This window comes from Natronobacillus azotifigens, assembly GCF_026805325.1.
Classification (GTDB): domain Bacteria; phylum Bacillota; class Bacilli; order Bacillales; family Amphibacillaceae; genus Natronobacillus; species Natronobacillus azotifigens.
In genome coordinates this window covers 1-24,928 of record NZ_JAPRAT010000017.1, presented here as the reverse complement: position 1 = coordinate 24,928, position 24,928 = coordinate 1, and the positions used below count along the sequence as shown (strand labels likewise).

The 24,928-nt window shown below is 37.5% G+C and carries 25 protein-coding genes; 20 read left to right on the top strand and 5 right to left on the bottom strand.

What is annotated here, in order from left to right:
• Positions 1-17: 17 nt before the first annotated feature.
• Entirely contained in the window at positions 18-449 is a 432-nt protein-coding gene (locus OWO01_RS09440) for a tyrosine-type recombinase/integrase (protein WP_268780211.1), read from the bottom strand.
• A 1,100-nt stretch (positions 450-1,549) separates the two neighbouring features.
• Here OWO01_RS09440 and OWO01_RS09435 point away from each other — a divergent pair.
• Complete coding sequence (locus tag OWO01_RS09435; RefSeq protein WP_268780210.1) at positions 1,550-1,798, top strand: matrixin family metalloprotease; 249 nt, start codon at positions 1,550-1,552, stop codon at positions 1,796-1,798.
• A gap of 25 nt (positions 1,799-1,823) precedes the next feature.
• Positions 1,824-2,411, top strand: coding sequence for a hypothetical protein (locus tag OWO01_RS09430; protein ID WP_268780209.1), 588 nt, complete (start codon positions 1,824-1,826; stop codon positions 2,409-2,411).
• A gap of 119 nt (positions 2,412-2,530) precedes the next feature.
• Here the strand turns inward: OWO01_RS09430 and OWO01_RS09425 are convergent, their stop codons facing one another.
• Positions 2,531-2,770 (bottom strand): hypothetical protein, encoded by a 240-nt coding sequence (locus OWO01_RS09425; protein ID WP_268780208.1) that lies wholly within the window; start codon positions 2,768-2,770, stop codon positions 2,531-2,533.
• A gap of 432 nt (positions 2,771-3,202) precedes the next feature.
• Here OWO01_RS09425 and OWO01_RS09420 point away from each other — a divergent pair, with 432 nt between their 5' ends.
• The 9 genes from OWO01_RS09420 (at position 3,203) to OWO01_RS09380 (ending at position 12,982) form a co-directional block, all read left to right on the top strand.
• Positions 3,203-3,556, top strand: a complete 354-nt coding sequence (locus OWO01_RS09420; protein ID WP_268780207.1) for a GNAT family N-acetyltransferase — start codon at positions 3,203-3,205, stop codon at positions 3,554-3,556.
• A gap of 211 nt (positions 3,557-3,767) precedes the next feature.
• Positions 3,768-5,522 carry a methyl-accepting chemotaxis protein gene (locus OWO01_RS09415; protein WP_268780206.1) on the top strand — a complete coding sequence of 585 codons (1,755 nt, stop codon included), beginning with the start codon at positions 3,768-3,770 and terminating at the stop codon, positions 5,520-5,522.
• Positions 5,523-6,545: 1,023 nt separating this feature from the next.
• Positions 6,546-7,247 (top strand): ABC transporter ATP-binding protein, encoded by a 702-nt coding sequence (locus tag OWO01_RS09410; RefSeq protein ID WP_268780205.1) that lies wholly within the window; start codon positions 6,546-6,548, stop codon positions 7,245-7,247.
• Positions 7,216-7,578, top strand: a complete 363-nt coding sequence (locus OWO01_RS09405) for a hypothetical protein (protein WP_268780204.1) — start codon at positions 7,216-7,218, stop codon at positions 7,576-7,578. Before OWO01_RS09410 ends, OWO01_RS09405 begins: the two co-directional genes overlap by 32 nt.
• Before the next feature lie 158 nt (positions 7,579-7,736).
• Positions 7,737-9,662: an ABC transporter permease gene (locus OWO01_RS09400; RefSeq protein ID WP_268780203.1), complete on the top strand. Its 1,926-nt coding sequence runs from the start codon at positions 7,737-7,739 to the stop codon at positions 9,660-9,662.
• Between the two features lie 167 nt (positions 9,663-9,829).
• Positions 9,830-10,255: an RDD family protein gene (locus OWO01_RS09395; protein WP_268780202.1), complete on the top strand. Its 426-nt coding sequence runs from the start codon at positions 9,830-9,832 to the stop codon at positions 10,253-10,255.
• A gap of 270 nt (positions 10,256-10,525) precedes the next feature.
• Positions 10,526-11,035: a sigma-70 family RNA polymerase sigma factor gene (locus OWO01_RS09390; RefSeq protein ID WP_268780201.1), complete on the top strand. Its 510-nt coding sequence runs from the start codon at positions 10,526-10,528 to the stop codon at positions 11,033-11,035.
• The gene (locus OWO01_RS09385; protein WP_268780200.1) at positions 11,032-12,324 is read left to right on the top strand and encodes a DUF4179 domain-containing protein; all 1,293 of its coding nucleotides are present in this window, start codon (positions 11,032-11,034) and stop codon (positions 12,322-12,324) included. Before OWO01_RS09390 ends, OWO01_RS09385 begins: the two co-directional genes overlap by 4 nt.
• A gap of 232 nt (positions 12,325-12,556) precedes the next feature.
• Positions 12,557-12,982 carry a hypothetical protein gene (locus tag OWO01_RS09380; protein ID WP_268780199.1) on the top strand — a complete coding sequence of 142 codons (426 nt, stop codon included), beginning with the start codon at positions 12,557-12,559 and terminating at the stop codon, positions 12,980-12,982.
• A 172-nt stretch (positions 12,983-13,154) separates the two neighbouring features.
• Here OWO01_RS09380 and OWO01_RS09375 read toward each other — a convergent pair whose 3' ends face one another.
• A complete protein-coding gene (locus OWO01_RS09375; protein WP_268780198.1) occupies positions 13,155-13,307 on the bottom strand; it encodes a hypothetical protein in 153 nt (50 codons plus the stop codon).
• A gap of 466 nt (positions 13,308-13,773) precedes the next feature.
• On the opposite strand from OWO01_RS09375, the gene OWO01_RS09370 reads away from it, so the two are divergent.
• Positions 13,774-15,549 carry a methyl-accepting chemotaxis protein gene (locus OWO01_RS09370; RefSeq protein ID WP_268780197.1) on the top strand — a complete coding sequence of 592 codons (1,776 nt, stop codon included), beginning with the start codon at positions 13,774-13,776 and terminating at the stop codon, positions 15,547-15,549.
• A 208-nt stretch (positions 15,550-15,757) separates the two neighbouring features.
• On the opposite strand, the gene OWO01_RS09365 is transcribed toward OWO01_RS09370, so the two are convergent.
• Both OWO01_RS09365 and OWO01_RS09360 read right to left on the bottom strand, forming a co-directional pair.
• Positions 15,758-16,267, bottom strand: a complete 510-nt coding sequence (locus OWO01_RS09365) for a spore coat protein (RefSeq protein WP_268780196.1) — start codon at positions 16,265-16,267, stop codon at positions 15,758-15,760.
• A 295-nt stretch (positions 16,268-16,562) separates the two neighbouring features.
• The gene (locus tag OWO01_RS09360; protein WP_268780195.1) at positions 16,563-17,516 is read right to left on the bottom strand and encodes an arsenic resistance protein; all 954 of its coding nucleotides are present in this window, start codon (positions 17,514-17,516) and stop codon (positions 16,563-16,565) included.
• Positions 17,517-17,758: 242 nt separating this feature from the next.
• Between OWO01_RS09360 and OWO01_RS09355 the strand changes: the two genes are divergently transcribed.
• The 8 genes from OWO01_RS09355 to OWO01_RS09320 all read left to right on the top strand — a co-directional run bounded on the left by OWO01_RS09355 (position 17,759) and on the right by OWO01_RS09320 (position 24,885).
• The gene (locus OWO01_RS09355) at positions 17,759-18,634 is read left to right on the top strand and encodes a phosphate/phosphite/phosphonate ABC transporter substrate-binding protein (RefSeq protein ID WP_268780194.1); all 876 of its coding nucleotides are present in this window, start codon (positions 17,759-17,761) and stop codon (positions 18,632-18,634) included.
• Positions 18,635-18,764: 130 nt separating this feature from the next.
• Positions 18,765-19,538, top strand: coding sequence for a phosphonate ABC transporter ATP-binding protein (phnC, locus tag OWO01_RS09350; RefSeq protein WP_268780193.1), 774 nt, complete (start codon positions 18,765-18,767; stop codon positions 19,536-19,538).
• The gene (gene phnE, locus OWO01_RS09345) at positions 19,538-20,356 is read left to right on the top strand and encodes a phosphonate ABC transporter, permease protein PhnE (RefSeq protein ID WP_268780192.1); all 819 of its coding nucleotides are present in this window, start codon (positions 19,538-19,540) and stop codon (positions 20,354-20,356) included. Before phnC ends, phnE (OWO01_RS09345) begins: the two co-directional genes overlap by 1 nt.
• The gene (phnE, locus tag OWO01_RS09340) at positions 20,356-21,159 is read left to right on the top strand and encodes a phosphonate ABC transporter, permease protein PhnE (RefSeq protein WP_268780191.1); all 804 of its coding nucleotides are present in this window, start codon (positions 20,356-20,358) and stop codon (positions 21,157-21,159) included. Before phnE (OWO01_RS09345) ends, phnE (OWO01_RS09340) begins: the two co-directional genes overlap by 1 nt.
• 64 nt (positions 21,160-21,223) lie before the next feature.
• Positions 21,224-22,027, top strand: a complete 804-nt coding sequence (locus OWO01_RS09335; protein WP_268780190.1) for an inositol monophosphatase family protein — start codon at positions 21,224-21,226, stop codon at positions 22,025-22,027.
• A 29-nt stretch (positions 22,028-22,056) separates the two neighbouring features.
• A complete protein-coding gene (locus tag OWO01_RS09330; protein WP_268780189.1) occupies positions 22,057-22,869 on the top strand; it encodes an HAD family hydrolase in 813 nt (270 codons plus the stop codon).
• Positions 22,870-23,050: 181 nt separating this feature from the next.
• Positions 23,051-23,761 (top strand): N-acetylmuramoyl-L-alanine amidase CwlD, encoded by a 711-nt coding sequence (gene cwlD, locus OWO01_RS09325; RefSeq protein ID WP_268780188.1) that lies wholly within the window; start codon positions 23,051-23,053, stop codon positions 23,759-23,761.
• A gap of 77 nt (positions 23,762-23,838) precedes the next feature.
• Positions 23,839-24,885, top strand: coding sequence for an Mrp/NBP35 family ATP-binding protein (locus tag OWO01_RS09320; RefSeq protein ID WP_268780187.1), 1,047 nt, complete (start codon positions 23,839-23,841; stop codon positions 24,883-24,885).
• Positions 24,886-24,928: the final 43 nt, after the last annotated feature.

Sequence of the window (24,928 nt, the reverse complement as noted above, 5' to 3'; positions counted from 1 at the left end):
AAGTAATACAAGTAAGTTTAATTCGTCTTCTGGATGCTGTAAAACGTAATTACGTAGCTTTTAAAATCCGTAATAGATAAAGATCTGTTTCGCTTTGGTGGATTTACACCACGTGTTTTTACTAATGGTGCAAAGTCGTTTGCAATATAACCACGAGCATATGCATCGCGTAAAGATGTTTTAATTTTAAGCAGCACTTCATGTGTTGTCTTGAGAGAGTGGGTTTTTGCATATTCATCAATTTTCTTCTGAACAACAATATCATTTAAATCTTTTAATTGGATATCCTGAAATAAGTTTCTAATAAACCCTAAAGTACGAATGTAATTTTGAAATGTCGTTTCTTTGACATCATTAACCTTAACAAGATAAATCCAATTCTCAAAGAACTCTGCAAATGGCGTTGTTCTGTGAGCAAGTTCTTTTTCTTCCCCTTTCGCTAATTCCATTTCTAAAGCCCAAAGTTTCGCTTCTTTCTTAGTCGGAAATGTTTTAGTTAGTTTTTTATATTAAGGCGGGTTACGATTAAGAAATAAACGTTTTACAAGCTGGCGAACCAAATTGGAGATTTGGTGATGATCCACTTCTCAAAGTCGGCGAAACCTATATTTTTTTAGATAATCATGAACACCCCAACCTTGGAACAAATTCGGTTATGACCGGCGGCCTGTTAGGAAGGTATAATAAATCAGATGATGTATTTTTTAAGACAGCTAACTCCTACAGGAGATACCGGTCTAAGACGGTTGACTGAAGGGGGAATTAATCCTGAACGGAACGAAGAGCTAAATATTTATTTGAATATTTTTGAATAGCAAAACTAAACGCCAGTAAACACATTTTTTTGCTGGCTTTCCAAGTCAAATTAATAGCTAGATTTTAAGAAAAGAGTCTTTAGTTGAGTTGTTTGTCGAACTATAACTAGTTTTGTTAAAAATACACTAATTCAGTCGATGGTGCTGATGTTTTTTAAAACTAATGTATAATGTGTAACATAATTTCAAGAAGGAATTGATTTAATTTCCTGTATAAAAAGTAGTAAACACTTTATGAAATGACTATTCCCCACTGACGCAAATTGAGAATGCTACCTCACTATGGATTCCGTTGTTTCCACAAATCACCCAGAGCTTGTTAATCATAACTTATAATATCACGATCAATGATTTCTATTATTTATTTAAATCGTTAAATCTTAATATTAGAAGGGAGATTATCAGTTTTGAAATTCAATAAGAAGTTATTTACAACTATACTATCTTTAGTATTATTATTCATTCTAACAAATGAAGTATCGTCATACACAATTAATAACCCGCCAGTTGGAAATTGGACTTACTCGGGTTATCGTCCTGAGTTAAGAGCAAGTTTTGTTATTCCATATGAAAAACTCTCATCCCTAAATGATTACAATACAAATTAACGTAGTATTACCAATACCGCAAGTAGTCGTTGGAATAATGGAGTAAGTGAAGTCTTTTTAAGTGAAGGAACTAATACTCAAAATACAATTGGAGGAACTCATTCCTCGTTATCTCCTTGGTATGCTGTGTACCAACGTTTAGCAACTAGTGGACAATATGTTACAGTATGGCGAATAATCTACAATGATTATTTTATGCAGAATTTAAGCATTACTGATCAACATGCAGTAGCAACACATGAGTTTGGACACGTGCTTGGGCTAGGACACTTTGATGATCCCTATCAAATTATGCGTCCCGACCCAACAACGAATTGGATAAAAACGCCTAGTTATGATGAACTCAATGCAGTCGACTGGATAAATTCACAATAAATACAATTTATCAGGAGGTTAATTTATGCGAAAAAGAAGCTTATTAGTTTTTCTTGTAGTTGGATTGTTACTCGTTGGATGCAACAATCCTGAAAATGCATCGACTGATGAGAATCCAGAGCCAAGAATTATGCATGCATCACGACCAACATACACACTTGAACAAACAGCTAAAGAAGCCGATATCATCGCAAATATCACCGTTACTAAGATCGTTGATGTTTTAGAACATGAATATGATGAAGATATGTTTATTGAGTTCACAGAGTATGAAGCAACCATTAACCATTATTTTTATGATAACCTTGATTATGGTGAAGAGATAAATTTCATTCAATCTGGAAGCCCAAATTTCCTATTTGATGACGATCCATTATTTGAAGTGGGAGAAACCTATATTATCTTTTTAAATGAGGTGGATTCCGAGTTCGGCGAAGTATTAGGGGGCACCGGTGGTCCCCAAGGAAGGTACAATAAGGTAGACGATATCTTTGTCAGACAGGTTAGTCCTTTGGATGATACTGGTTTAGATGAATTGACAGAGCCAGAGTTAATCCAGGCTATAAATGAACGAAGCGACGAGATAAACATTGATTTAAATACATTAGAATAGATTATACCCCCTAAGATTATCTGGAAAAAAATTAAAAAACCTCGCTCTGAGACAAACGTAATGTCTAAGGACGAGGTTTAACTCGTGTTACCACCTTTATTTACTAATTACTTACATAATTATCCTCTATAAGTACAGAACATACCCCAATGGGCGTACCCTACAAAACCCCATTTAATGTGAAAATGAAGTCTTCCAAGCCTGAAGTTTTCTTTATTATTCTCATTTATTACCCCTAAATAGATATGTACATCAGATTTTGAAAAAGATATTACTCCTATCCCATGACCTACCTCGTGAAGTAAAATACAGATAGGTATAACAAAAATTAAAATAACCATAAACAATAACAGATTCATATTCAACTCCTCCTTTTTTCGACAGTCATAATTACTATAGAATCTATCTGAAGTTGCTTAAATCATAAAATACCTTGTTCCAAATTAAAACATCATAATTTTTATTATAAAACAACAAACTTTATGAAAACAGTGATCTTTTAGAAAAAATTAATTAAAAGCATTTGTGGTCTTTCGTATTAATGAGTGTTTTTGTAATGATTAATTCCTTCATTATATATAGTTTTATAAATATCAGTATTGGGATCATTAATATTAATTAATCCTTCTATAGACTGCATATTTGATAATGTGTTAAACAAGAAGGAACATTATGAAAATCCTGCAATCAAACTTGTGGCAGAGTTGAATGGTCAAATTGTTGGGCTAATTGATGTTGAATAAGAAAAAGAGGAATCTACCGTTTGCTCTAAAGGAAGCGGACTTGGGGGGATGATTTCTCATATTGCTATCCACCCAGACTATCACAGAAGAGGTATAGGAGAAGCCTTATTAAAAGAAGCGGAAAAAAGAGCGATAGAGCGCAAATTAAATCGTTTCGAGGCCTGGACAAGAGATGACCAGTGGGTTCGAAATTGGTATGAAAAAATGAACTCTTCACAGACGGAAACGTATTATCATGTCTATTTTAAAGGAAATCAAATGAATGAGATTATGCACACGAAGGTTCCCGATTTATTTTTAGTAAATAGCTTTGCTCATTATGTTGGGGACGATATTGAACAATTTAGCGAAAAAACGAATAGAATCCATCAATGTGCTTGTTACGTAAAACATTTTTCATAGGAAATGTTGAAGCATTTTTTACAGTCGATTACTAAACAAAACGATCCTATATTCACAGCACAAAACCCTTGCATTCGAAAAGAAGCAGGGGTTTTATATCCTATTTAAAAAGCTCCGAAAATAATTGTCGATTTTTATTGGGAAAACGAATTGAATTTTGTTTAAATTTGTCGATAAAAAGAGAAAGGGTTTCTTAAAAGGAGGAAAAACGATGTCGAAATTTAGTAATATGTTTCATTCAATCTCAACAAAGTTGATGTTACTTGTTACTGTTATTATTCTCATTACAGGAGCATTAGTTGGAACAACAAGCTATTATATAGCAAGAAGTCAATTGCTAGAAGCTGGTGAACGCGATTTGAAAAGTATTGTAGACGGCTCTTTAGCATCCCTTGAGCTTTTGAATGAAAATGTGGAATTAGGAATATTTTCATTAGAGGAAGCACAAGAACAAGCACGGCTAGTTTTAGGTGGTCCCGTAAATGAAGAAGGTAATTATGATTATTTATCCTCCCAATTTTCGTATAAACAAGATGGCTATTTATTAGCTTATGATCAAGATTATGTGTTACAAATACACCCGAGTCGTGTCGGCCAAGAACCACCCAATGAGCATACGAGAAATAATCGTGCCATGATGGTGGCGGCTGGGCAAGCTAGTGGTATCGAAGATCAATATGTGATCTATGCAGATTTACAGGAAGATGGTTCTTATCGAGACAAGACTGCTTACATGCAACATTTTGAACCATGGGATTGGACGATCGGTATGGTTGTTTTTCAAGATGAATTTTATGAAGACTTGAACACACTATCTACTTTTATTCTCCTTTCTACATTTGTATTGGTCATTTTAAGTACATTGGTGTTTTATTTCTTAACACGCTCTAAAATTAAGCTGTTAAAAAATGTAGCAGATGTGTCAAATAACATCGCGGAAGGTAAGATCTATCAAACAAACCTTAAAGAATCTAGCGATGAAATTGGACAATTAGCAACAGCGTTTAATAAAATGTCGGTGGAATTAAAGACTTTAGTTACTAATGTTCAAAAAACAAGTACACATCTACTTGATTCAGCAACTGATTTATCAGCTATATCTGAAGAAACATCTGCTAGTAGTCAAGAAGTTGGCGAAGCAATTGCCGAAATTGCCACAGGGACACAAGAGCAAGCAAATGATCTTGAAGATATTAACTCACGAGTAGATCTTTTGACAAAAGCAATCACTGCAATGGCATCGCAAAATGAAAAGATGAGCACGTTGACGACCAAGACGGCAACACTTTCGACAGAAGGAAGTGAAATTATTGAAAGGCTCCAAACTTCTAATGCCGAGTCTTTAACTGCTTCTCAGCAAGTTAGCAATGAGATTAAGGATTTAAGTGATAAAGTGAAAGAAATTACCAAAGTGATGGATACGATTGAGAATATTGCTGAAGAGACGAATTTATTAGCACTAAACGCCAGTATAGAGGCAGCACGTGCTGGTGAGCATGGTAAAGGGTTCTCCGTTGTTGCAGAGGAGATCAGAAAATTAGCTGAGCAATCTAAGGGCGCGACCCATCAAGTACAATCAGTGGTTTCTGCGATTGTTAATGAAACAGCTAGCACAGTGAAAACAGTAGAAGGTACGATGAAGACAGCAGAAGAGTTGAGCACTGATGTTATTAGTACGAGAAGTAAGTTTGGTCAACTATCCCTCTCTGTTGAAGACATTGTTAGCTCCTTAAACTTAGTAAAGCAAGAGATTGATACAATCACAGATCATAATAAAGAAATGAGTGCGGCAATAGAGAGTGCTTCTAGTGTGTCAGAAGAAACAGCAGCATCGGTTGAAGAAATTACCTCTTCGATTGATGAACAAGTTCGTGTGATGGGAAATGTTGCGGAATCTGCAGAACAACTTACGCACTTGAATCAAGAGTTAAGTAACTTAATTGAGAAATATGATGTGATGAGTTGATGAAATGGTGTGAGGATTTATCCCGGAGCAATCGTCCGTAAGACTCCGACTTCAAAACAACGAGAAAAGCAAGTGGTTTAAGTGGGAGTAACGGACGCTAGCACCCCGAATGGTTCAAAGGCCAATCAGTGGGTAATACCTAAAAACCCCCATTGATTGAAGTTTCACTCTATAAATGACGGTGGTAAACGTTTAAACGGAGTTATCAATAAGGCTTTCATCATAGAGTATGGCAAGGAAACTAGCTTTTCGCTTTTGCGGAAGGCTTTTTTGTTATTTAGGAAATTAAAACATTCGTTAGTTGTGGATAAATTCCCCTTATAGGATATAGCCACGTCTAGATTCGAGCGCCAAAAACTAGGCAACTTCACGAAGCAATCTACGATAAGTCATCATCGGTTCGCAAGCTTACCGTGATTCCTTTATCCCGGAGCAACCGTCCGTAAGACTCCCACTTCCAAACAAGGAGAATCCCAAGTTGTTTAAGTGGGAGTAATGGACGCTAGCACCCCAAAGGGTTCAAAGGCCTTTAGGTCATCCTTTAAGGCTAACAATCAGTGGGGGAATAACTAAAAACCCCACTGATTGCAGCTTCCCTTTATGTAATAATTAAAAATATTCGATCAAATCCATTGTTTTTTCCATTTTTTTCTGTATCATTGTATAGTACATAAAATGGAAAAAAGAGGGTGAAATTTCTCTCTTATATATACCGTTGTCCATTTATTCACCACCACCGAATATTAAAAGTAGTGTAACAAGCGTTACGGTACTACATCAATGTCAGGAAAAATTAGCGCACCTAACTAACCAAGACAAATACAAAAATGGTCAGTGTGTGCATAGCAATATAAATCAAGTCTTTTCTACTCCGGAAATATACTCAACTTCTAAGAACCTGTTCCCCTCTAAGTTATTACTTCTAATGAACTCATACTTCTGCTTACACATTCCGTATCGTTCCGGAGTAATTTTCTATTTGTTCATCTTACTCATGCTTCTATTTAAGGAGGAATCTATGCTTTGTTAACCTTAACTAATATCAAAAAAAGTGTATCACAGCACACGGATGTTGTTTTGTTTCGGAATATTTCTTTACAGTTGCGAGTTGGAGAGTGGGTTAGTATTGTTGGTCCATCTGGAGCAGGGAAAACAACGCTCTTAAACTGTATAGCGGGAATTCAGGGGGGTGATCAAGGATCCATTGAATTGGATGGCATGGAAATTCACCAATTAACCAATGATGAAAGGTCCAATGTGAGAAGACTACATATCGGATTTGTTTTTCAAGATTTTAAATTATTACCCTATTATAGCGTGTTGGAAAATGTTATTCTCCCGTTAGCTAGGGATAAAAAAAAGGAACAGTTAACAGCTAAAGCAAAAAGTTTGCTAGAGCAAGTAGGTATAGGTGAAGGGTATTATCATCGATTACCCTCGGCCTTATCTGGAGGGGAAAAACAAAGAGTAGCGATTGCGAGGGCATTAATTAATGATCCCAAACTAATCATTTGTGATGAACCTACCGGGAACTTGGATAACGATAACAAAGGACAAGTTCTTCATATTTTGCATACATTAAAGCAAAAAGAACACGCCATCATTGTAGTGACTCATGATGAAGAAGTAGCTAGGGAAGGTGATAGAATATATGAGTTGAAAAATCACTCATTAAATGAGGTGGGGGTCAAGGATGTTCGCGATAAGTTGGAAGAGAATTCGTAATCAGAAATTCAAATCAGTAATAACGATCATTGCCATGGCAACAATCCTTCTCTTAACTTCATATGGAATACAGGCATCTAAAGAAACACAGGTAATCGTTATGGATAATTTGGAGAACTACAGCAGAGGTAGCTATGATATCTTAGTTAGGCCTGAAGGTTCTAGAACGATAATAGAAGAGCATTTACAAACGGTAGAAGAAAATTACATAGGGGATGGAACAGGCGGAATCTCGATAGCAGAGTGGGAAAAAATAAAAAATCACCCAGAAGTAGAGATTGCTGCTCCAGTGGCTTCTTTAGGCTATTTTGTAGTAACACAGCTTCGATAGACTTACCCACATTAGATTATCCTGCGCGTTTTGAGTGGCTCTTTTATACAAGTGATGGGGTAAATGACTATCCAGTTACTCCACCCCGTGGTGTCTACTATTTTCAATTTATTGATAACGACTATCTATATTCGAAAGATACTTATCCGGACTTTAGTATGGACGTAAGTATATTTGACGGTGGAATGACTGTTTCTTATCCTCAAAATTATAACTTATTAACAGCTATTGATCCGAAAAGTGAACATTTACTGACAGGAATTGACTTCTCTGAACTATTTCGAGAACATACAGAAGAAGAAAAATTTTTAATCGAATCTTTCTCTGAAGTTAGAGGAAATGCACCAATAGTACCGATCCTACAACGGGAAAGTTTTCGTATTCCGCTTTCTTTACATGTAACGGTGGAAAAATTAGATATGAAGCTTGATGAAATATATGATCAATTTAATATACCCGAAAATGAAACAATTAGTTATGAGCTGCAGTTTCGAGAGCAAGATGAATTACAAGATTTTAGCGAATTTTTGCAATCAGTGAAAAGGGTGCCTCAAGATAGTTACAATCTTGACCTAACAAATTTACAAAGTCCCTTTGATGGTACGCATTTAAAGTTAGATGAGGATTTTAATATCGAAATTTTAAAAGAGGGGGAAGGAGGAACGCTATATAACGATTCTGGAAAATACTATACTGCTTCGAAAATCGATTATATTGTTAACAACAATCAGATAAGTGTGCCAATTGTAAAAGAAGGATCGCCACCTGCGTATAAAAGAGTTGAAGAATCGGGCCAAAGTTATTTATATGATTGGGAGGCACCTTTTATGATATGGCAAATGGGGACGTTTCAAGCAGGTGAAGAAGAGAACGATTTAACTTCGAGTCCCCTCGGAATATATAGCACGAAAGAAGTGAAGACAGTGGTGGATGGTAAGGAGTTAACCCCTACCATCACGCCAGGAAGCTTTTTAGCCGCACCAACTGCCGGGGTAACGACAATGGAAGCTGCTAGCCTGATAAAAGGTGACGAGCCTATTGATGCAATTAGAATTAAGTTAAATCACATAACGAAATATAATAAGGAAGCGCAAGAAAGAATGGAATCACTAGCAACAGAATTATCACATGCAGGGTATGTAGTAGATATTGTGGCAGGATCATCATTTAAAAGCGAAAAGATGAATGTGGAAGGAATCGGAGAAGTTGTTTCTCCCTGGACTACATTAGGTATCTCACAATTATTGGCTAACGCATGGGAGATAGACACGTTACTTAGTATCGGTTTGTTTAGCCTTTTTGGCTTTTTTTGGTTCTTTGGTCACCTGGGATTTGAACGTAACCGTTTAGATAAAGAGAATGATATTTTACTTTCATTAGGATGGCAACAGCGAACGATACGAAGCAAAAATATGATGGAGCAACTCCTACTCGTATCCATCTCTATCTTACTCAGTTTGGGATTAGCTATTAGTCTAAGGTTAAGCTCATTGGCACTTATCGTCTTGGGTTGCTTCTTGGTTATCAGCATAATTCTAATTGCAACGATATTTTACTCGAATACACGTCAAAACGATCGTTCCAATAAGTACAAATGGCTTGCCAGCATTCGTTATTATAAAAACCTTTTACTACCTACCATGCTTGCGTTAATCTTGGCAGTTTGCATCACACACTTACAAATCGGTTCCATTTATGAGCTATGGACAACCTCCACGGAAACAACGCTGGGCATGTTTGTTTTCGATCAAGGTTTATCTATCCGAATACTCATTGTCATTTCTACTGTTATGTTAAGTGTACTCGTTCTGCTCGAGGCGATACAAGGATTGATTTATGCACGTAAAGACGAATTTCACATGTTCTTTGTAGTTGGTTGGACGGAAAAAGCGATAAAAAGCTTTTTTCTAAAAGAAGTACTAATATGGGCTGGGATATCACTAGTTATTGGCACGGTCATAAGTTCCGTTATATCCATCGTGATGAACATCGCCTTAACAGGGGTTGTTTTAGCTAGTGTTACTTCAAGTGTTATCTATTTAATCATTGTATCGGCATCGGTTATTTTTAGAAAATATCGTTAACGAACAAGAGAATAAACGTCCAATGGAAAGACTTGCTTTGCCAGCGCCGTGGCGGCTTAGTAATTGAATCCCATAGGAAGGAAAGCCATGTTAGCAAAAAATAATTGTGTAAAAACCTGTTAATTAGTATGATTATTGTACGTGTGAAGTTTCTGGGAGGGGTTCATATGGATGAAATGGAGATCGTAGAGAATTTTCGGCTAGCGGGGATGGCACCGAGATTTGGTGCTCTTCTTTTAGATGACCTTATTATACTTGTCCCGCTATACCTTTTTATTGTATTAGTATTTGGTATAACAGTTATTTCTCAAACGATCGTACTAATCCTCTTTCTAAGTTACCTTATCATACTACCTGTTATTTGGAAGGGTTATACGGTAGGAAAAAAGATCATGAATGTGAGAATTGTTCAAGATGATGGTAGTGATGTTACTGTAACTATTATGTTGTTACGTGAACTTTCCGCTTTTTCATTATCAATGATTGGCATTGGAATGGTTAGTCTCCTCATGGTGGCTAATCGGGAAGATCGACGTTCGATTCACGACTTTTTTGCTTGTACAATTGTTCTTGAGGAACCACCACATGGGTAAATAGGTAAGAAAAAATGGAATGCGATTGCACGGTAAAATAGCTTTTACTCTATTAGGGTATAGGCTATTTTTAATGGCATTACAAGGACGCGAACAAATACATAGATAGACAATCAAAAAAATCACCAGAAATGGACGTGGAAGGGTGAGACCCGAAAACCAATGTCACGGGATTTTTGATTAGAGAATAAATTTTTTTATTTTTTTGCAAACTTATTTGCCAATCTCGTGTCTAATGAATAGGAAAACAAATAGAGAGGAGTGACATTGGTGGGCGACATAACGAAAAAAGATTTTCGTAAGGATGATGAAGCTTTTATACAAGTTATATCAGAATACAAAATCGATTTGTATCGAACAGCACTGGCATTTTTGAAAAGCAAAGAACGAGCAGTTGAGGCGATCCAGGAAGTAACGTATCGCGCGTATACGAAACGGAAGCAATTACGAGAGTTGCGTTTTGTGAAAACATGGCTGATTCGAATAATGATTAACTATTGCAATGATGTTATCAAGAAAGAAAAACATTGGATCGACGATCGTAGCTTGGCTAAAGAAGCAACATACGATAATACGACTTTTATTTGGCTGGAAGAGGCCATTCAACAATTAAAACAAGATGATCAAGCACTCATTTATTTAAAATATTTTCACGACATGACATTTTCAGAGCTGGCAGAGCAAATGAATCTACCGATAAGCACGGTGAAGACGAGGTTATATCGCGCATTAACCATGTTGAGAGTTGATTTAGCAGATGAAGGAGAGGTGTTACAATGAGTGAACAATTAAATGAATGGCGAAACAAATATCAAGCGCTCGATGTTACAGAATTAGAATTGAATCAAGCAATGGAAATCGGTCTAGATAAGGCTAAGCAAAAAAAGAAACGTGTACACTATCGTGTCGGGACGTTAGTTGTTGCAGCAATCTTCTTTTTATCGGTCATTACATTAGTAAATATCTCGCCCGTTTTTGCGCAACAATTGGAGAACATTCCTGGGATGGAGAAGCTTATTTCTTTGGTGCAGTTTAATAAAGGTCAGAAAGCGGCGATTGAAAATGAGTATTATCAAATATTAAATAGAGCAGAGAAAAAAGACGAGCTTGCCCTAACTATTGATGGAGTAATTCGAGACGAAAAAGGTTTGGTAATCTTTTATACAATCGAAAGCGAAAAAGCGTGGGAACAGTTAAGAATAAAAGAAATTGAAATACTATCCGGGGAAGGGCAAGAGTTATCTGACTATACGATGTCCTATTATTCGCCAGGAGAGGGTAACTTTGATGAGTATAGTGGTGTGGTTGAAATATTCTCAGAACAACGAATACCTTTTGATCAATTTAAGGTTACCACGAAAATAGTAGCGGAAAATAGTAGCGGTAGAGAGGAAGTAGAGGAAACTTTTGAAATAGCATTTGAAGCATTGGCAACGAAAGAATCGAAGTATTATTCCATTGATGAGACAGTTGAAGTGGACGATCAGAAGATTCACGTGGAATCAGTAACGATTCATCCATTACGTGTGGAGGTGAAGCTACAAACAGATCCAAGTAATACGATGCATATTTTTTCGATTGATGATTTAGCGATCGTTAACGAAAGCGGGGAAATCTGGAGTGGGATTTCAGGCGGTATTACGGCTAGTGGTTCTATGGAAGAGAATAACTACAAAGTGTACCTACAAAGTAACTATTTTGAGAATCCAGATAATCTTACACTTGCTTTTTCTAAAATTCAAGCAGTAGAAAAAGAAAAAAATTATTTACGACTCGATTTAGAAAACGAGCAAATCTTGCATGATCCGTACGGGGTTTTTATCGACATGAAATATGAAAATAACAAATTAGCTTTAACGATGCCAGTAGCAGATATTAATTTTCCACTAGGTCAAATATATGATCAGAACGGAAACGAGATTGAGAATCAACTAGATAGTGCGATGAAGCAGGTGGGGGACCTACAAATATTTGAAAAGGTCATTTATACGGAAGAGACCATAATTGATGTGAGATTAAACGGATACCCTAATTGGATAACGAAGGAAGTGAAGATCTCGATAAAATAGATTGTTTAGTAGTAAGAAAGAGTAAAGAGTTGTAGCTTGTCTTGCCTTGTTATGCGAAAATCAGGCAAAGGATAAGCTACGCCTCACTAGTTTGGTTCGATCGCCCTATAGATTACCAAAAGAACAATGAAATATTGATTCAAATGAATCATGGAAAGAAAAAACAGGAATATGTTATAATATGCAAATGCAATGTATGTATACTATATTTGCTAAAAGGGAGGAGAATACATTGAATAAAAAACCTGTTTTTGTTATGAGTTTAATTGGTGCAATTTTGGGGATGGTTGGATCACTGTTTTGGATGTTTATGGGGACGTTTTTCATTGGGGGAATGGTGGATTATGATCAACCGCTTGATGCTCCATTAACGGATAGAGCCCTTCAAATTGGATTAACTGTTGCGGGAATCCAAACTGTAATTGCGATAACTTTATTTGTAATTGGGTTGGTAAAAGCGATAAGAGCTAATAATTTTGTGCAATTGAAGAATACTGGTACGTGGTTGTTGGTTTCAGGTATTATCTTATTATTCGTAAATATATTCCACTTAATACCATCCATACTCTTTATTATCGCTGGCTCAAATGCTATCAGTCAGTCTAGTCGTTATGCCGCGCAGGAAATACAAGAGCCATATGAAACCGAATCTATCTAGCATAATTAATAATCATTAGGAAGACGCAAAGATCTGATGAAAGAAGTATAACAGGTAAACGAAAAGATGATCCTCATTCATAAAGGATCATCTTTTCGTTTGCTTATAAGAATAGTTAACATGCGAAGACAATCCTCTCTTCTCATGGACAAAATAAAAATTATAGAACTTACTAAAGAATAAAATAATAAACAGCAAAACCTGCCAAAGCTAAGAAAACAATACTAGTAAGGACTTTCATAGCAAAGCTAACAACGGTCCGAAGAACGAAAATTGCTACGATTATAATGAGGATAAGTGGTCCCCAGTCTGTTAACCAATCCATAAAGTTCCCTCCTTTCTCTTACTTATACCTATACAAATACAGCAAACATTAGAATCTACAACCAATCATTGCAATAATCTCCTCTGATTATATCATTCTTCACAGGTACTATACAGATGAAACGAATGAGGGGTAAAATGGACCTTGAAATTAATTTGAAGGATTTTGTCGATTTATGTAGTATTATATATAAATATAGTAATGTTCAAAATATTCTGTGACTCACCCCAAGCAACCCCTACACGATTCTCGCTTAAAGAAGAGCTATGTTGTTTACGTAGAAATAACTTATCGTTCCACCCCAAGGATTTAAGGGCTTTCGATTGTCTTTTAGGCATAACAATCAGGGTGGAAATACCAAGCACCAAGAAACCCTACTGTTGGAGTTTTACTTTATTACTACCATTATTCAACAGAACGAAGATTAGAAGTGCTTTACAACTAAACGAGAAATGAGGGATGAACGATGAAAGGCCTGATCAAACGATGGAAGTTTAGCACGAAACTCAATGTATTAGTAATGGGAGTAATAGTATTACTAGCTATTGCTTTAGGATGGGTTGCAAGAGATCAAATCACTGCTGGGATAAAAGAAGCTGCGATAGATAAAGCGCAGTCTGATTTGGAACTGGGGTATCGTTATCTTGATGCACAATATCCTGGACCATGGAATGTTCAAGATGGAGTTTTATTTAAAGGATCGCTACAAATTAATGATAATAACGAACTGGTTGATGAAATTGGGGACATGACAGGTGGAACCGTCACGATTTTTCTTGGTGATACACGAGTGACAACAAATGTTCAAATTAATGGAGAACGGGCTACTGGTACGCAAGTCTCTGATGATGTAGCTGAAACAGTACTGACTAATGAAGAAATTTATCTTGGCGAAGCAGAAGTGGTTGGAAATATGTATCAAACAGCCTATCAACCAATTCGAGATCAAAACGGGGAAGTGATTGGGATTTGGTATGTAGGTGCCTCCCAACAATTTATTGATACTACAATCAATCAAACGATTCAATCCTTTGGCATCGCAGTGTTGATAATCATTTTTGTTGTGATGATGATTGTTATTTTATTTACAAGGCGCCTGAAAAAAAGGTTGCAACACGTTGCTGGTGCGATGGAACAAGCTGGTCAAGGTGATTTCACAGCGACAATAACGGACCAATCACTAGATGAAATTGGTCAATTAGCTAAAAGCTATAATTTAATGAGAAATAGTTTAGTGACATTGATTAACGATGTAGCAGAAACTTCCGAACAAGTGGCTGCATCATCTGAAGAGTTATCTGCAAGTGCAGAAGAAACAAGCAAAGCAACAGACAGTATCGCTGTAGCCATGCAAGAGATGGCAGTGGGTGCGGATAAGCAGGTGGAGAGCAGTAATTATGTTACTACTACGGTATCGGAAATATCAAAAGGAATGGATCAAATTTCACTTAGCATGGAAGTGGCGAATGACTCTGCGGCAAAAACGAGTGAGAAGGCCGAGGAAGGTGCACAGGTAATTAACAAAGTGGACGGTCAAATGCAAAAAATTAATGAAAGGGCAACCCGTACAGTAACGAGTATCGGAGAGTTAGGGGGGAAATCAGAGGAGATTGGTAAGATCACTGCCCTAATTACCGATGTTGCGGAACAGACGAATTTATTAGCGTTAAATGCGGCGATTGAAGCGGCGCGAGCAGGAGAACAAGGAAAAGGGTTTGCGGTGGTAGCTGATGAAGTTCGGAAACTAGCAGAGCAAACAGGCACAGCTGCGGGTCAAATAGGTTCACTTATTGCAGACATTCAAAAAAGCATCAAAAATTCCGTAACCTATATGGGAGAAGGGAAAGATGCTATTGAGGGTGGAATTGTTTTAGTTAACAATGCTGGTGCAGCTTTTGGTGATATTTCAAAGGCGATCTATGATGTGAAGACACAAGTGGAAGAAGTGTCGGCTGCGATGGAGGAAATCAATTCAAGTACAGAATCGGTGTTACACTCGGTAAGAGAATCAGAAAAAATTGCAGTAGATGCAGCAGGGAACACCCAGAACGTTGCTGCATCAGCTCAACAGCAAAACGCAACGATGGAAGAGATTGCAGCCTCTTCCGAAACGCTTAGTCAGATGGCCGAAGACCTACAACAATCGGTAAACCATTTTAATTTATCCGGAGTAATCGTTCGTAACCCGATCACTACCAAGCATCAAGAAGATCAAAGTAGATTAAGCGGGAACGAACACTAGACCCCGAGGCTTCAAAGGCCTTTCAGTTTTAGCCCTAACAATCAGGGGGAGCTAAGGAATCCTACTACGCTACTTTATAATGTTATGAAAACAAACTGTCTTTTTCTTTATCAGAAGGCAGTTTGTTCGGTTGTGTTGACAATTAATTTATGTATGATTAGGAACGGTGAAATGGATGAATAGGCTCACCGTTTCCTATCTCTGCTAACTAAAACGTTTTGCTTAGTGCCTTCTTTGCAAGTTGGGTATCGTTTGTTAACAATTTTTCTAAGTCGTAAGCTGGATACAAATCTTCTTTTTGCATATAAGTAAAGATTTTTGCATGCATATCGACAGTCGAACAGAATTGTTTCTTTAATACCTCTCGCAAAGAAGGAGTTGCTGTTTCCGAAAGTGCAATCGCATAATTTTTAATGCCTGATTTAAATAAAGCTAAGAGATCTCCAACATAAATCGAATGCTTGGCGTTACGATCGATTTCATCGGTCGTATCATTTCTGTGATAAGGGGCTTTCGGGAAAAATGCAAGTAATTCTTCCACATTTGTACTCAAACCGTTTATCGCTTGTTTGTATAGGTTCTTCAATGCGGGGGCTGTTATGTCTGCATAGCTATCTTTTAATTTTAATAAACCGATGGATTGGAATGCTACCAATTCATGAATTTCTAATGTTTCATGCCATGCAAGATGTTCCGGTTGTTGTGCTACTTTCTCCATAATTCATCCTCCTAGAAAATATTCTTGATAATTTATTCAAGGAGTGGCCCAAAGGTAAATTGTCCATGTAATTTTTTTGAAAATGATCATAGATAAAAAAACTAATTAATGGACATTTCCATTTATCCCGGAGCAACCGTTCGTAAGACTCCCACTTCAAAACAACGAGAAAAGCAAGTAATTTAAGTGTGAGTAACGGACGCCAGCACCCCGAATGGTTCAAAGGCCTTTAGGTCATCCTTTAGGGCTAACAATCAGTGGGGGAATAACTAAACCCCCCACTGTGATTGAAGTTTCACTTTATCGAAATTCTTCTTTTGAACAACAATACTTGAGTAATTATTGTTAAGATCGGTAACTCTATTAATGGACCTATTACAAGTGTCAGTGCGATTAACGGTTGATCGGGAAATGCGGTCATTGCAATCGCGAGCGCAATTGGTGAGTTTCTAGCTAGAGTAGTCATACTTAGACTAGCACGGTCTTTATAAGAGAAACACATGATGTGGCCAAGTTTTTGACCAATGAAAAAGTTAATCAAAAAGAATAACAAAATAGGTATTATTAGTTTCCACAACAGGTCTAGGTGTTGAAATAATAGTTGACCTTGAGAGGCAAACATCGCCACAATCGCCAGACTTAAAAACAGAATGGGAAGTGTACTTGTTTTCCTAAGAAATGCTTCTCTTCTTTTTTGTTTGTTTTTCAACCAATAATTTGTTAGAATCGCCAGTAATAGAGGAATAAATAACACAATGAGAACACTTTCGACAAGAAAAGATATTTCAAGCATTCCTGTTGTACCTCCGAAAATATAGAGGTAAAGTGGCAATAAGGTTATTTGTAACAACAAGTTCAAAGGCAAAATTGTTGCGGAGGCGGCCACATTTCCTTTAGCAATTCCTGTGAAAATCAAATACCAATCCGTGCAAGGTGTAATCATTAATAGGATAAATCCTAGGTATAATTCTGGATTATTTGATAAAAATAAAATTGCTAGCAACCAAGTGAAGAACGGAGTCCATAAAAAGTTTAACGCGAGAGCAGTGTAGGTGAATTTCTTTTTCTGAAACGCTTGTCTAAGCTCCGAAAATGGAATTTGTATGAAAGTAAGATATAGCATAACAAGTAATAAAGGTACGATGAAGTGTTCAGCAGAAGTACGAATCTGGCCTACTTGTCCAACACTTAACCCGATAATCACAGCAAAAAGAATAACGAATGAATACAATTTCTCAAATGCAGTCAATTTACGATCACCCCTAGAGTTAGTTTTCTTTGACAATTTTAGCATATTCTCGTTATATATGATGTATTTTCCGTCGGTTAATAATGGGAATTAGCAACCGTATTTATCCATGTAAAGAGATCTAACAGGGTAAATAATTATTTTACGTAAAAGTTTTGTAAATCGCATTGACTTACAGAAAATTGTAGATAATAATAGGATATTGTAAGAGCGAAATATAAAATACTTGGAGGGGATTTATTTTGTTAAAACGTTTTGTTTTTCTATTCGCATTAGTATTAAGTGTCGTTACTTTATCAGCTTGTGGAGATGAAGTGGACGAGCTAGTAATGGGTTTTATTCCATCACAAGATGCAGGTAATATTGCTACAACAGCCGAGCCATTAGAAGAGTTTCTTTCTGAAGAGCTAGGTATTCCTGTTCGTGCGGAAGTTATGGCTGATTTTAGTGGTCTAATTGAAGCAATGAGAACACAACAAGTAGACATCGGGTTCTTAAATCCGTTTGGTTTTGTTCAAGCAGAAGATCGTGCCGATGTAGAAGTTATCTTAAAATCAATCCGTCATGGTGACGATTTCTATGTAGCACAATATACAGTTCCGGCAGATTCTCCTATTGAAACACTAGATGACTTAATAGCAACTGAAGGGCTTGTATGGGCGTACCCTGATGATCTATCTACTTCAGGATTCCTTTTCCCGGCAAAACAGTTAATGGATATGGGTATCGAAAACTTAGATAATCACTTCCAACGCTTAAGAGTTGGTGGTCATGACAATGCAATGATGCAACTAGTTGATGGTCAAGCAGACTTTGCAACAACGTTTAATGATGCTCGTGACACATTAGAAGAAGAGTTTCCTAATATTCATGAAGATCTCCGAGTAATTGGATATACAGATGCAATTCCAAATGATACAATTTCGGTAAGAAGTGAACTTTCCGATGATTTGAAACAACAAATTACGGATGCATTCATGAGTTTAAATGAAAATGAAGAAATGCTTGCAATAATGAATGAAATCTACACATGGGATGGTATCGCAGTAGCTGAATCTTCAGACTATGATATCGTACGAGAAGTATTCGCTCAATTCGAAGATGAGCTTTCAAATTAATTTTCATTTGTTAATGATTTGTAAATAAAAGAGTGCCTGTCGTCACGAATCATGAACTATGTGTAGTGATGACTAGGTGCTTCTTTTCTGTATAGGAAAGAGAATTTAATGATTGGGATGGTGAGTACAGTTGATCGAATTTAAAGATATGTCGTTAGTGTACCCAAACGGACATCACGCTTTGAAAAATATTAACCTGAAAATAAACGACGGTGAATTTGTCGTTGTTGTTGGTATGTCTGGTGCGGGTAAATCATCATTAATTCGTAGTATCAACCGAATGGTAACACCGACAGACGGTGAATTGCTATTAGATGGTGAAGATATCTTAGCGTTCAAAGAGAAAAAATTAAGACACCTAAGAACCAATGTTGGGATGGTTTTTCAAAACTATAACTTGGTTAAACGGATGTCTGTGTTAAGAAACGTAATGGCAGGACGTCTTGGCTATACGGGAACATTTCGTAGTATGTTAGGGCTATTTCCTCAAGAAGATTTACAATTAGCTATGGCGAACTTGAATCGGGTTGGAATTGGCGAAAAGGCTTATGTGCGAGCAGATCAATTAAGTGGTGGACAGCAACAAAGGGTAAGTATTGCCAGAGTCCTCACTCAACAACCGAAAGTGATTCTAGCGGATGAGCCTGTAGCGAGTTTAGATCCTCCAACCTCACACCGCGTAATGAAAGATTTAAAGCGTGTAAGTAAAGAAGATAATTTAACCACTCTTGTAAACCTTCACTTTATTGATATGGCAATGGAATATGCAGATCGTATAATAGGCTTGCGTGATGGGGAAGTTGTATTTGATGGTCCAATCGATCAAGTATCTGAGAAGACATTTGAACAAATTTATGGTCGTCCGATAAAAGATGACGATCTTCTCGGAGGAGATGAAGCCTAATGCAGAACCAGGGAAATAAGCAGGCAGCAGAGTTAGAACGCTATCCGCTCACGCCTAAACGTTTTAAATGGTATCTTGCGATTGTAATATTCATTGTCGTTGGACTTTACATTCTTTCCGCTATTCAGACGAGAGCCTATCCGGATCGTGTTATTGAAGGATTGCCGATTATCTTTCTGTTTGTAGTAGAAGACTTATGGCCGCCAAATTGGGGGTATTTTAACCGAGTGGCATTAAGTCTTATTGAGACATGGAATATGGCTTTATTCAGTACAACGTTTTCGATGATATTTGCACTACCATTTAGTTTTTTAGCAGCTAGTAATGTGAATCGAAATAAATATTTCTATCAAAGTGTTCGTGTTTTCCTTAACTTTTTGCGAACCATACCTGAGATCATCCTTGCTGTATTGTTTGTTGCATTAGTAGGGATTGGGGCAGTATCTGGTATTTTGGCATTAACCGTATTTTCGCTGGGCATCTTAGCAAAATTAGTTAGTGAAACGATCGAGGCGATCGATCCTGGACCACTAGATGCGATTAGGGCTTCCGGCGGAAATTCCCTCCAAGTAATTATGTTCGGAATCATGCCACAGATCCTTCCTCAATTTGCTTCCTACACTTTATATGTGTTGGAAATTAATGTGAAAGCATCTGTAGTACTTGGTTTTGTTGGAGCAGGTGGGATTGGTATTATTCTAAGACAGCAATTAAACATGTTTAATTTTGATAATGTAGCAACGATAATACTCGTAACATTTTTAGCTATTTCATTGATTGACTTTGTGAGTAATAGCATAAGGAGGCGATTAGAATAATGAGCGAACAACCGAAAGTAGCTTTACGAAAAGCGACAACAAGAAAAGGAAGAATTTACTTTTGCTTAACGTTGCTAATCTTGAGTGCGTTGTATATTGCGGCGTTTGCAACTACGCCATTTGGTGTTTCTAGTTCAGCCGCCTCGCCCTTAGATACGCTAAGACGGATCTTTATTGTGCCAATTACAAACATGGAATATATTGTACAATTCCCGAGTTATATAGAACTTATGATTGAAACGATTGCGATTGCTTTTGCTGGTGTAATTGTTGCCACGATTTTAGCGATTCCAGTATCGTTTTTAGCTGCGCGCAATATTTCAAGGAATTTTTCTTATGTTGGCAAAGCTATTCTTAACATCATTCGTGCGATACCGGAGCTGATTTTTGCCATTATTTTCGTTGCGGCTGTTGGGATTGGTCCATATGCAGGTGTTCTTGCGATCAGTATTAATTCCATTGGTATGCTTGGGAAGTTATACGCAGAAGTCATCGAGTCGATTGATATGAGTAATGTCGATGCAATTAGAGCAAGTGGTGGAAATCGTATCCAATCGATTTGGTATGGTGTGCTACCACAAGTTTTACCGGAGTTCTCTTCGTATTCGATCTATCGTTTTGAAATAGATGTACGTGCCTCTACCGTATTAGGTGTTGTAGGTGCTGGTGGTATTGGTACCCCGCTTATTTTCGCAACTTATCAGAGAAATTGGGAAGAAGTTGGGATGATTTTAATTGTAGTTGTTGTTTTTGTAAGTTTGATTGACATAATTAGTGGTAAAATACGTAAGAAAATGGTTTAACGGTTATGTAGATGAGGGATTATTATTCCTCATCTCTATTTATATTTAAAAAGGAGTTCATAAGATGGATGTTAATGAGTTATATCGACTAGCGAAAGAATGGACGCTTGAAGCGGGAACTAATTTAAGACAAGCTGTGGTGCAAGAGGTTGAAGTGGAATATAAAACATCTGCAGCTGATCTTGTTACACAAAAGGATAAAGAAATTGAGCGTTTCTTTTCGAAAAAAATTAAGGAAGCCTTTCCGGATCATTTTTTATTAGGAGAAGAAGGGGTTTCTGAAGGACAGTCGGCATATGATCCGCAAAAAGAAACGGTCTGGTTGGTCGACCCGATTGATGGAACAACAAATTTTGTCCACAACAAACGGAATTTCTCTATTTCTGTTGGTGTGTATCATGAAGGAGAACCGCTTGTAGGTATTATCTACGATGTAATGTCTGACGAGATGTTCCATGTCTTAATAGGTAATGGGCTTTATGTGAACGAAACAAGAGTAGAACCGCTTGGTGAAGAGAAAACATACGAGCAAGCTTTAATTGCAATGAACCACCTTTGGTTAGCGCCAAACGATTATTTGGCTGAGCAGCCTTTGCAACAAATGGTACAAGAAATTCGTGGTTTTCGTTGTATTGGATCAGCTGCACTGGAACTAGCTTATGTTGCGGTTGGCCGTTTTGAGGCTGCAATTTTTAACGGGTTGGGACCATGGGATTTTGGAGCAGCTTCTGTATTATTGCAAGAACAAGGGGTCAAATTCACAACAGTTTCCGGTGATCCGGTGAATGTTTTTAAGCATTCGTCTGTTTTGACGGCTACAAAGACACTGCATGGAACGATTCAGTCTCGATACATAGAGCTTAAATAACAGGCTAACGTAGAAGGGAGCGTTTTTTTGTGAAAAAATTATATATATTTGACTTAGATGGCACGCTTTACGAAGGTAGTCAACACTTTGATTATTATGCAAAGTTATTAAGTGCGGACGTAACCTCAGCTGAGCAGGAAGACTATTGGAATGATTACGAGAAAATGAAGGCAGGTAATCATGTTGTACAGATTGGTAAGGCGTATGATGTGAACCATGATTTATCATTAACAATTGATCCGATGACCTTAAAAGTAGTGGAGGCACATCGATGGGATGGTAGTACGGTAGACGATCTTGATTCCTTATACGGTGATGGACAAGTTTCTTTTGATTTTGAAAATATTGTTGCGATAGGTGATGGATGGTGGTTGCCGTTTGCTTGCGCGAAACACTATGGTGTAAAAGAGTCTCAACCGAGTTATATGGCTACAAAGGAATTTATGGTCAGTGATCAGTTTCAATTGGAACAGATTCCTGGACTGCGAACATTTTTGTTGGATTTAAAGAAAGAGCATGACATTATATTGATGACAAATAGTGACCGAGAAGATGTAAATCGTTTACTTGGTGAATTGGATTTGACAAATGTATTTGATCATGTGATTTCTTCTGCTCGAAAACCATCAAAAACTACGGTGCTATTTGAACAACTACATGTAACTTATGACTTGCCTTTTGAACAAATGATTTCTGTTGGTGATAATTTTATCAATGAGATTGCTCCGGCGTTGTTGTTAGAAATGAAGGCTGTCTATCTGTCCGAACATCCGCATAAAACCGAACATAAAAATCTACAACAATATGGGCGGATCACGGATTGGATAGAAGAAATGAAATAGAAGTGGAAAAAATTCAGGTAGAAAGACTTTCGATGCTAATGGCGTTGGAAGTCTTTTTCTTTGTCCTTGATGTGCCCGCTAAGTGAGCTGTAAACTGGAGACCGCGTTTTCGCCTTTCCGTTCTAAAAATTCCGGTTGTCCCATATAGTTAAATAGAAGAAGTGGATTGGGAGTGATCGTTGTGAGGCGCTTGGTATCAGTTTTGTTATGGATAATAGGAGCAATATTGCTAATATATTTGATTCGATATCCAATCCAACAATCAGCTGATTCATGGGAATCGTGGAACCTTCCGTTAGCTGGAAAGAAAATTGTTTTAGATCCTGGTCACGGTGGTCCGGATGGTGGGGCGGTTGGCGATGAAGATACGTTTGAGAAAGATATTGCTTTAGAGGTAAGTGAAAAAATTCGTGATTATTTACAACAGGCCGGGGCGTTAGTCTACTTGACTAGAGAAACGGACAAAGATCTGGCCGCGGAAGATACAACGGGATTATCAAGAAGAAAGGTTGAGGATATAAAAAATCGTGTTGCATTTATTGAGGAGAAAGATCCAGATGTGTTTATCACCATCCACTTAAATGCCCTTCCTTCTTCAAGGTGGAGAGGAGCACAAACTTTTTATCATCCAACACTATCCGAAAGTAAGAAATTAGCTGAACTGATTCAAGAACAAATCAAATATAATTTAGAAAATACGAATCGTGATGCTTTAGCGATTAATGGTGTCTATGTATTAAAACATGCGAATCGACCGGCTTCGTTAGTTGAGATTGGTTTTTTGTCAAACCCGGAAGAGCGAGAGTTATTAAGAACAGATGCTTACCAAGATCAAATGGCAGCCAGTATTTATCAAGGCATTTTAAGTTTTCTTACTGCCCCAGATCTGTAAAGCGCGGCATTTCATGGAAACAAACCGGATGTGATATACTCATTTTAGAGTATCTAACTAGAAAGGGTTGTTTCGATTTGTTGACGAAAGAGCAGGTAATAGAACAGATAGGGGTATTAAAAGATCCGTTTTTAGCTATACCATTAGCTGAAACCTCAGGCATAGAAGAAATAGTAATAAAAGAAGAGAAACAGCATGTTAGTTTAAAAATTGCTCTTGCAAAGGTAAACACAAAAGAGCAGATGGATCTGCAGCAAGAAATTGTAGCGAAATTAAAGCAACATGGGTTTCAAACGGTAGGTCTGCGATTCGCTCAACTACCAGAAGAAGTGATTAAACGATATAAATCGGTCGATGATGAAGCTCCGACATTGTTAAATGGAAAATTGAAGACAAAGTTTTTGGCGATTGCTAGTGGAAAAGGTGGCGTAGGTAAGTCAACCGTTACGGTGAATACCGCAGTAGCTTTGGCTAGGTTAGGAAAAAAAGTAGGGATTATTGATGCGGATATTTACGGTTTTAGTGTTCCAGATATGATGGGTGTAACCAAACGACCGACGCTACGGGGGAATCGTATTGTTCCTGTCACGGCACATGGTGTTCAAATGATTTCTATGGGTTTTTTCGTAGAAGATAATGAGCCGGTTATTTGGCGTGGCCCGCGTCTAGGGAAAATGCTGAAGAGTTTCTTTACGGAGGTAGAATGGGACGAGCTAGACTATTTGCTACTCGATCTTCCGCCTGGAACGGGAGATATGGCGCTAGCGGTTCATACGATAATTCCGTCGTCACAAGAGTTAATTATTACGACCCCTCACCCTACTGCTGCTTTTGTCGCCGCACGTGCAGGTCAAATGGCTCGAAATACAAACCATCATATTATTGGTGTAATTGAAAACATGAGTTATTTTGAAAGTAAGGTAACGAATCAGCGTGAATATATCTTTGGACAAGGTGGAGGAGAGAAGTTAGCAGCTGAACTGAAAACAAAGTTGATTGCCCAATTACCTCTTGGCCAACCAGATGAAGAATCGGGAGTTAGGGGATCCGTTTATCAAGCCGACCATCCGATTGGTAAACGATATGAAGAAATCGCCTCCTATGTAATAGACAATTTCATGTAAAGAAAACTCGCCGATTGGCAAGCTTGAAAAGCGCAGACAGAGG

Excerpts from the sequence above, each read along its gene's own strand:
- OWO01_RS09440 (WP_268780211.1), bottom strand. The coding sequence starts at position 449 with ATGGAATTAGCGAAAGGGGAAGAAAAAGAACTTGCTCACAGAACAACG.
- OWO01_RS09430 (WP_268780209.1), top strand. The coding sequence starts at position 1,824 with ATGCGAAAAAGAAGCTTATTAGTTTTTCTTGTAGTTGGATTGTTACTC.
- OWO01_RS09425 (WP_268780208.1), bottom strand. The coding sequence starts at position 2,770 with ATGAATCTGTTATTGTTTATGGTTATTTTAATTTTTGTTATACCTATC.
- phnE (WP_268780191.1), top strand. The coding sequence starts at position 20,356 with ATGAGCGAACAACCGAAAGTAGCTTTACGAAAAGCGACAACAAGAAAA.
- OWO01_RS09420 (WP_268780207.1), top strand. The coding sequence starts at position 3,203 with ATGATTTCTCATATTGCTATCCACCCAGACTATCACAGAAGAGGTATA.
- OWO01_RS09405 (WP_268780204.1), top strand. The coding sequence starts at position 7,216 with ATGTTCGCGATAAGTTGGAAGAGAATTCGTAATCAGAAATTCAAATCA.
- OWO01_RS09400 (WP_268780203.1), top strand. The coding sequence starts at position 7,737 with ATGGACGTAAGTATATTTGACGGTGGAATGACTGTTTCTTATCCTCAA.
- OWO01_RS09365 (WP_268780196.1), bottom strand. The coding sequence starts at position 16,267 with ATGGAGAAAGTAGCACAACAACCGGAACATCTTGCATGGCATGAAACA.
- OWO01_RS09395 (WP_268780202.1), top strand. The coding sequence starts at position 9,830 with ATGGATGAAATGGAGATCGTAGAGAATTTTCGGCTAGCGGGGATGGCA.
- OWO01_RS09375 (WP_268780198.1), bottom strand. The coding sequence starts at position 13,307 with ATGGATTGGTTAACAGACTGGGGACCACTTATCCTCATTATAATCGTA.
- OWO01_RS09370 (WP_268780197.1), top strand. The coding sequence starts at position 13,774 with ATGAAAGGCCTGATCAAACGATGGAAGTTTAGCACGAAACTCAATGTA.
- OWO01_RS09335 (WP_268780190.1), top strand. The coding sequence starts at position 21,224 with ATGGATGTTAATGAGTTATATCGACTAGCGAAAGAATGGACGCTTGAA.
- OWO01_RS09385 (WP_268780200.1), top strand. The coding sequence starts at position 11,032 with ATGAGTGAACAATTAAATGAATGGCGAAACAAATATCAAGCGCTCGAT.
- OWO01_RS09415 (WP_268780206.1), top strand. The coding sequence starts at position 3,768 with ATGTCGAAATTTAGTAATATGTTTCATTCAATCTCAACAAAGTTGATG.
- phnE (WP_268780192.1), top strand. The coding sequence starts at position 19,538 with ATGCAGAACCAGGGAAATAAGCAGGCAGCAGAGTTAGAACGCTATCCG.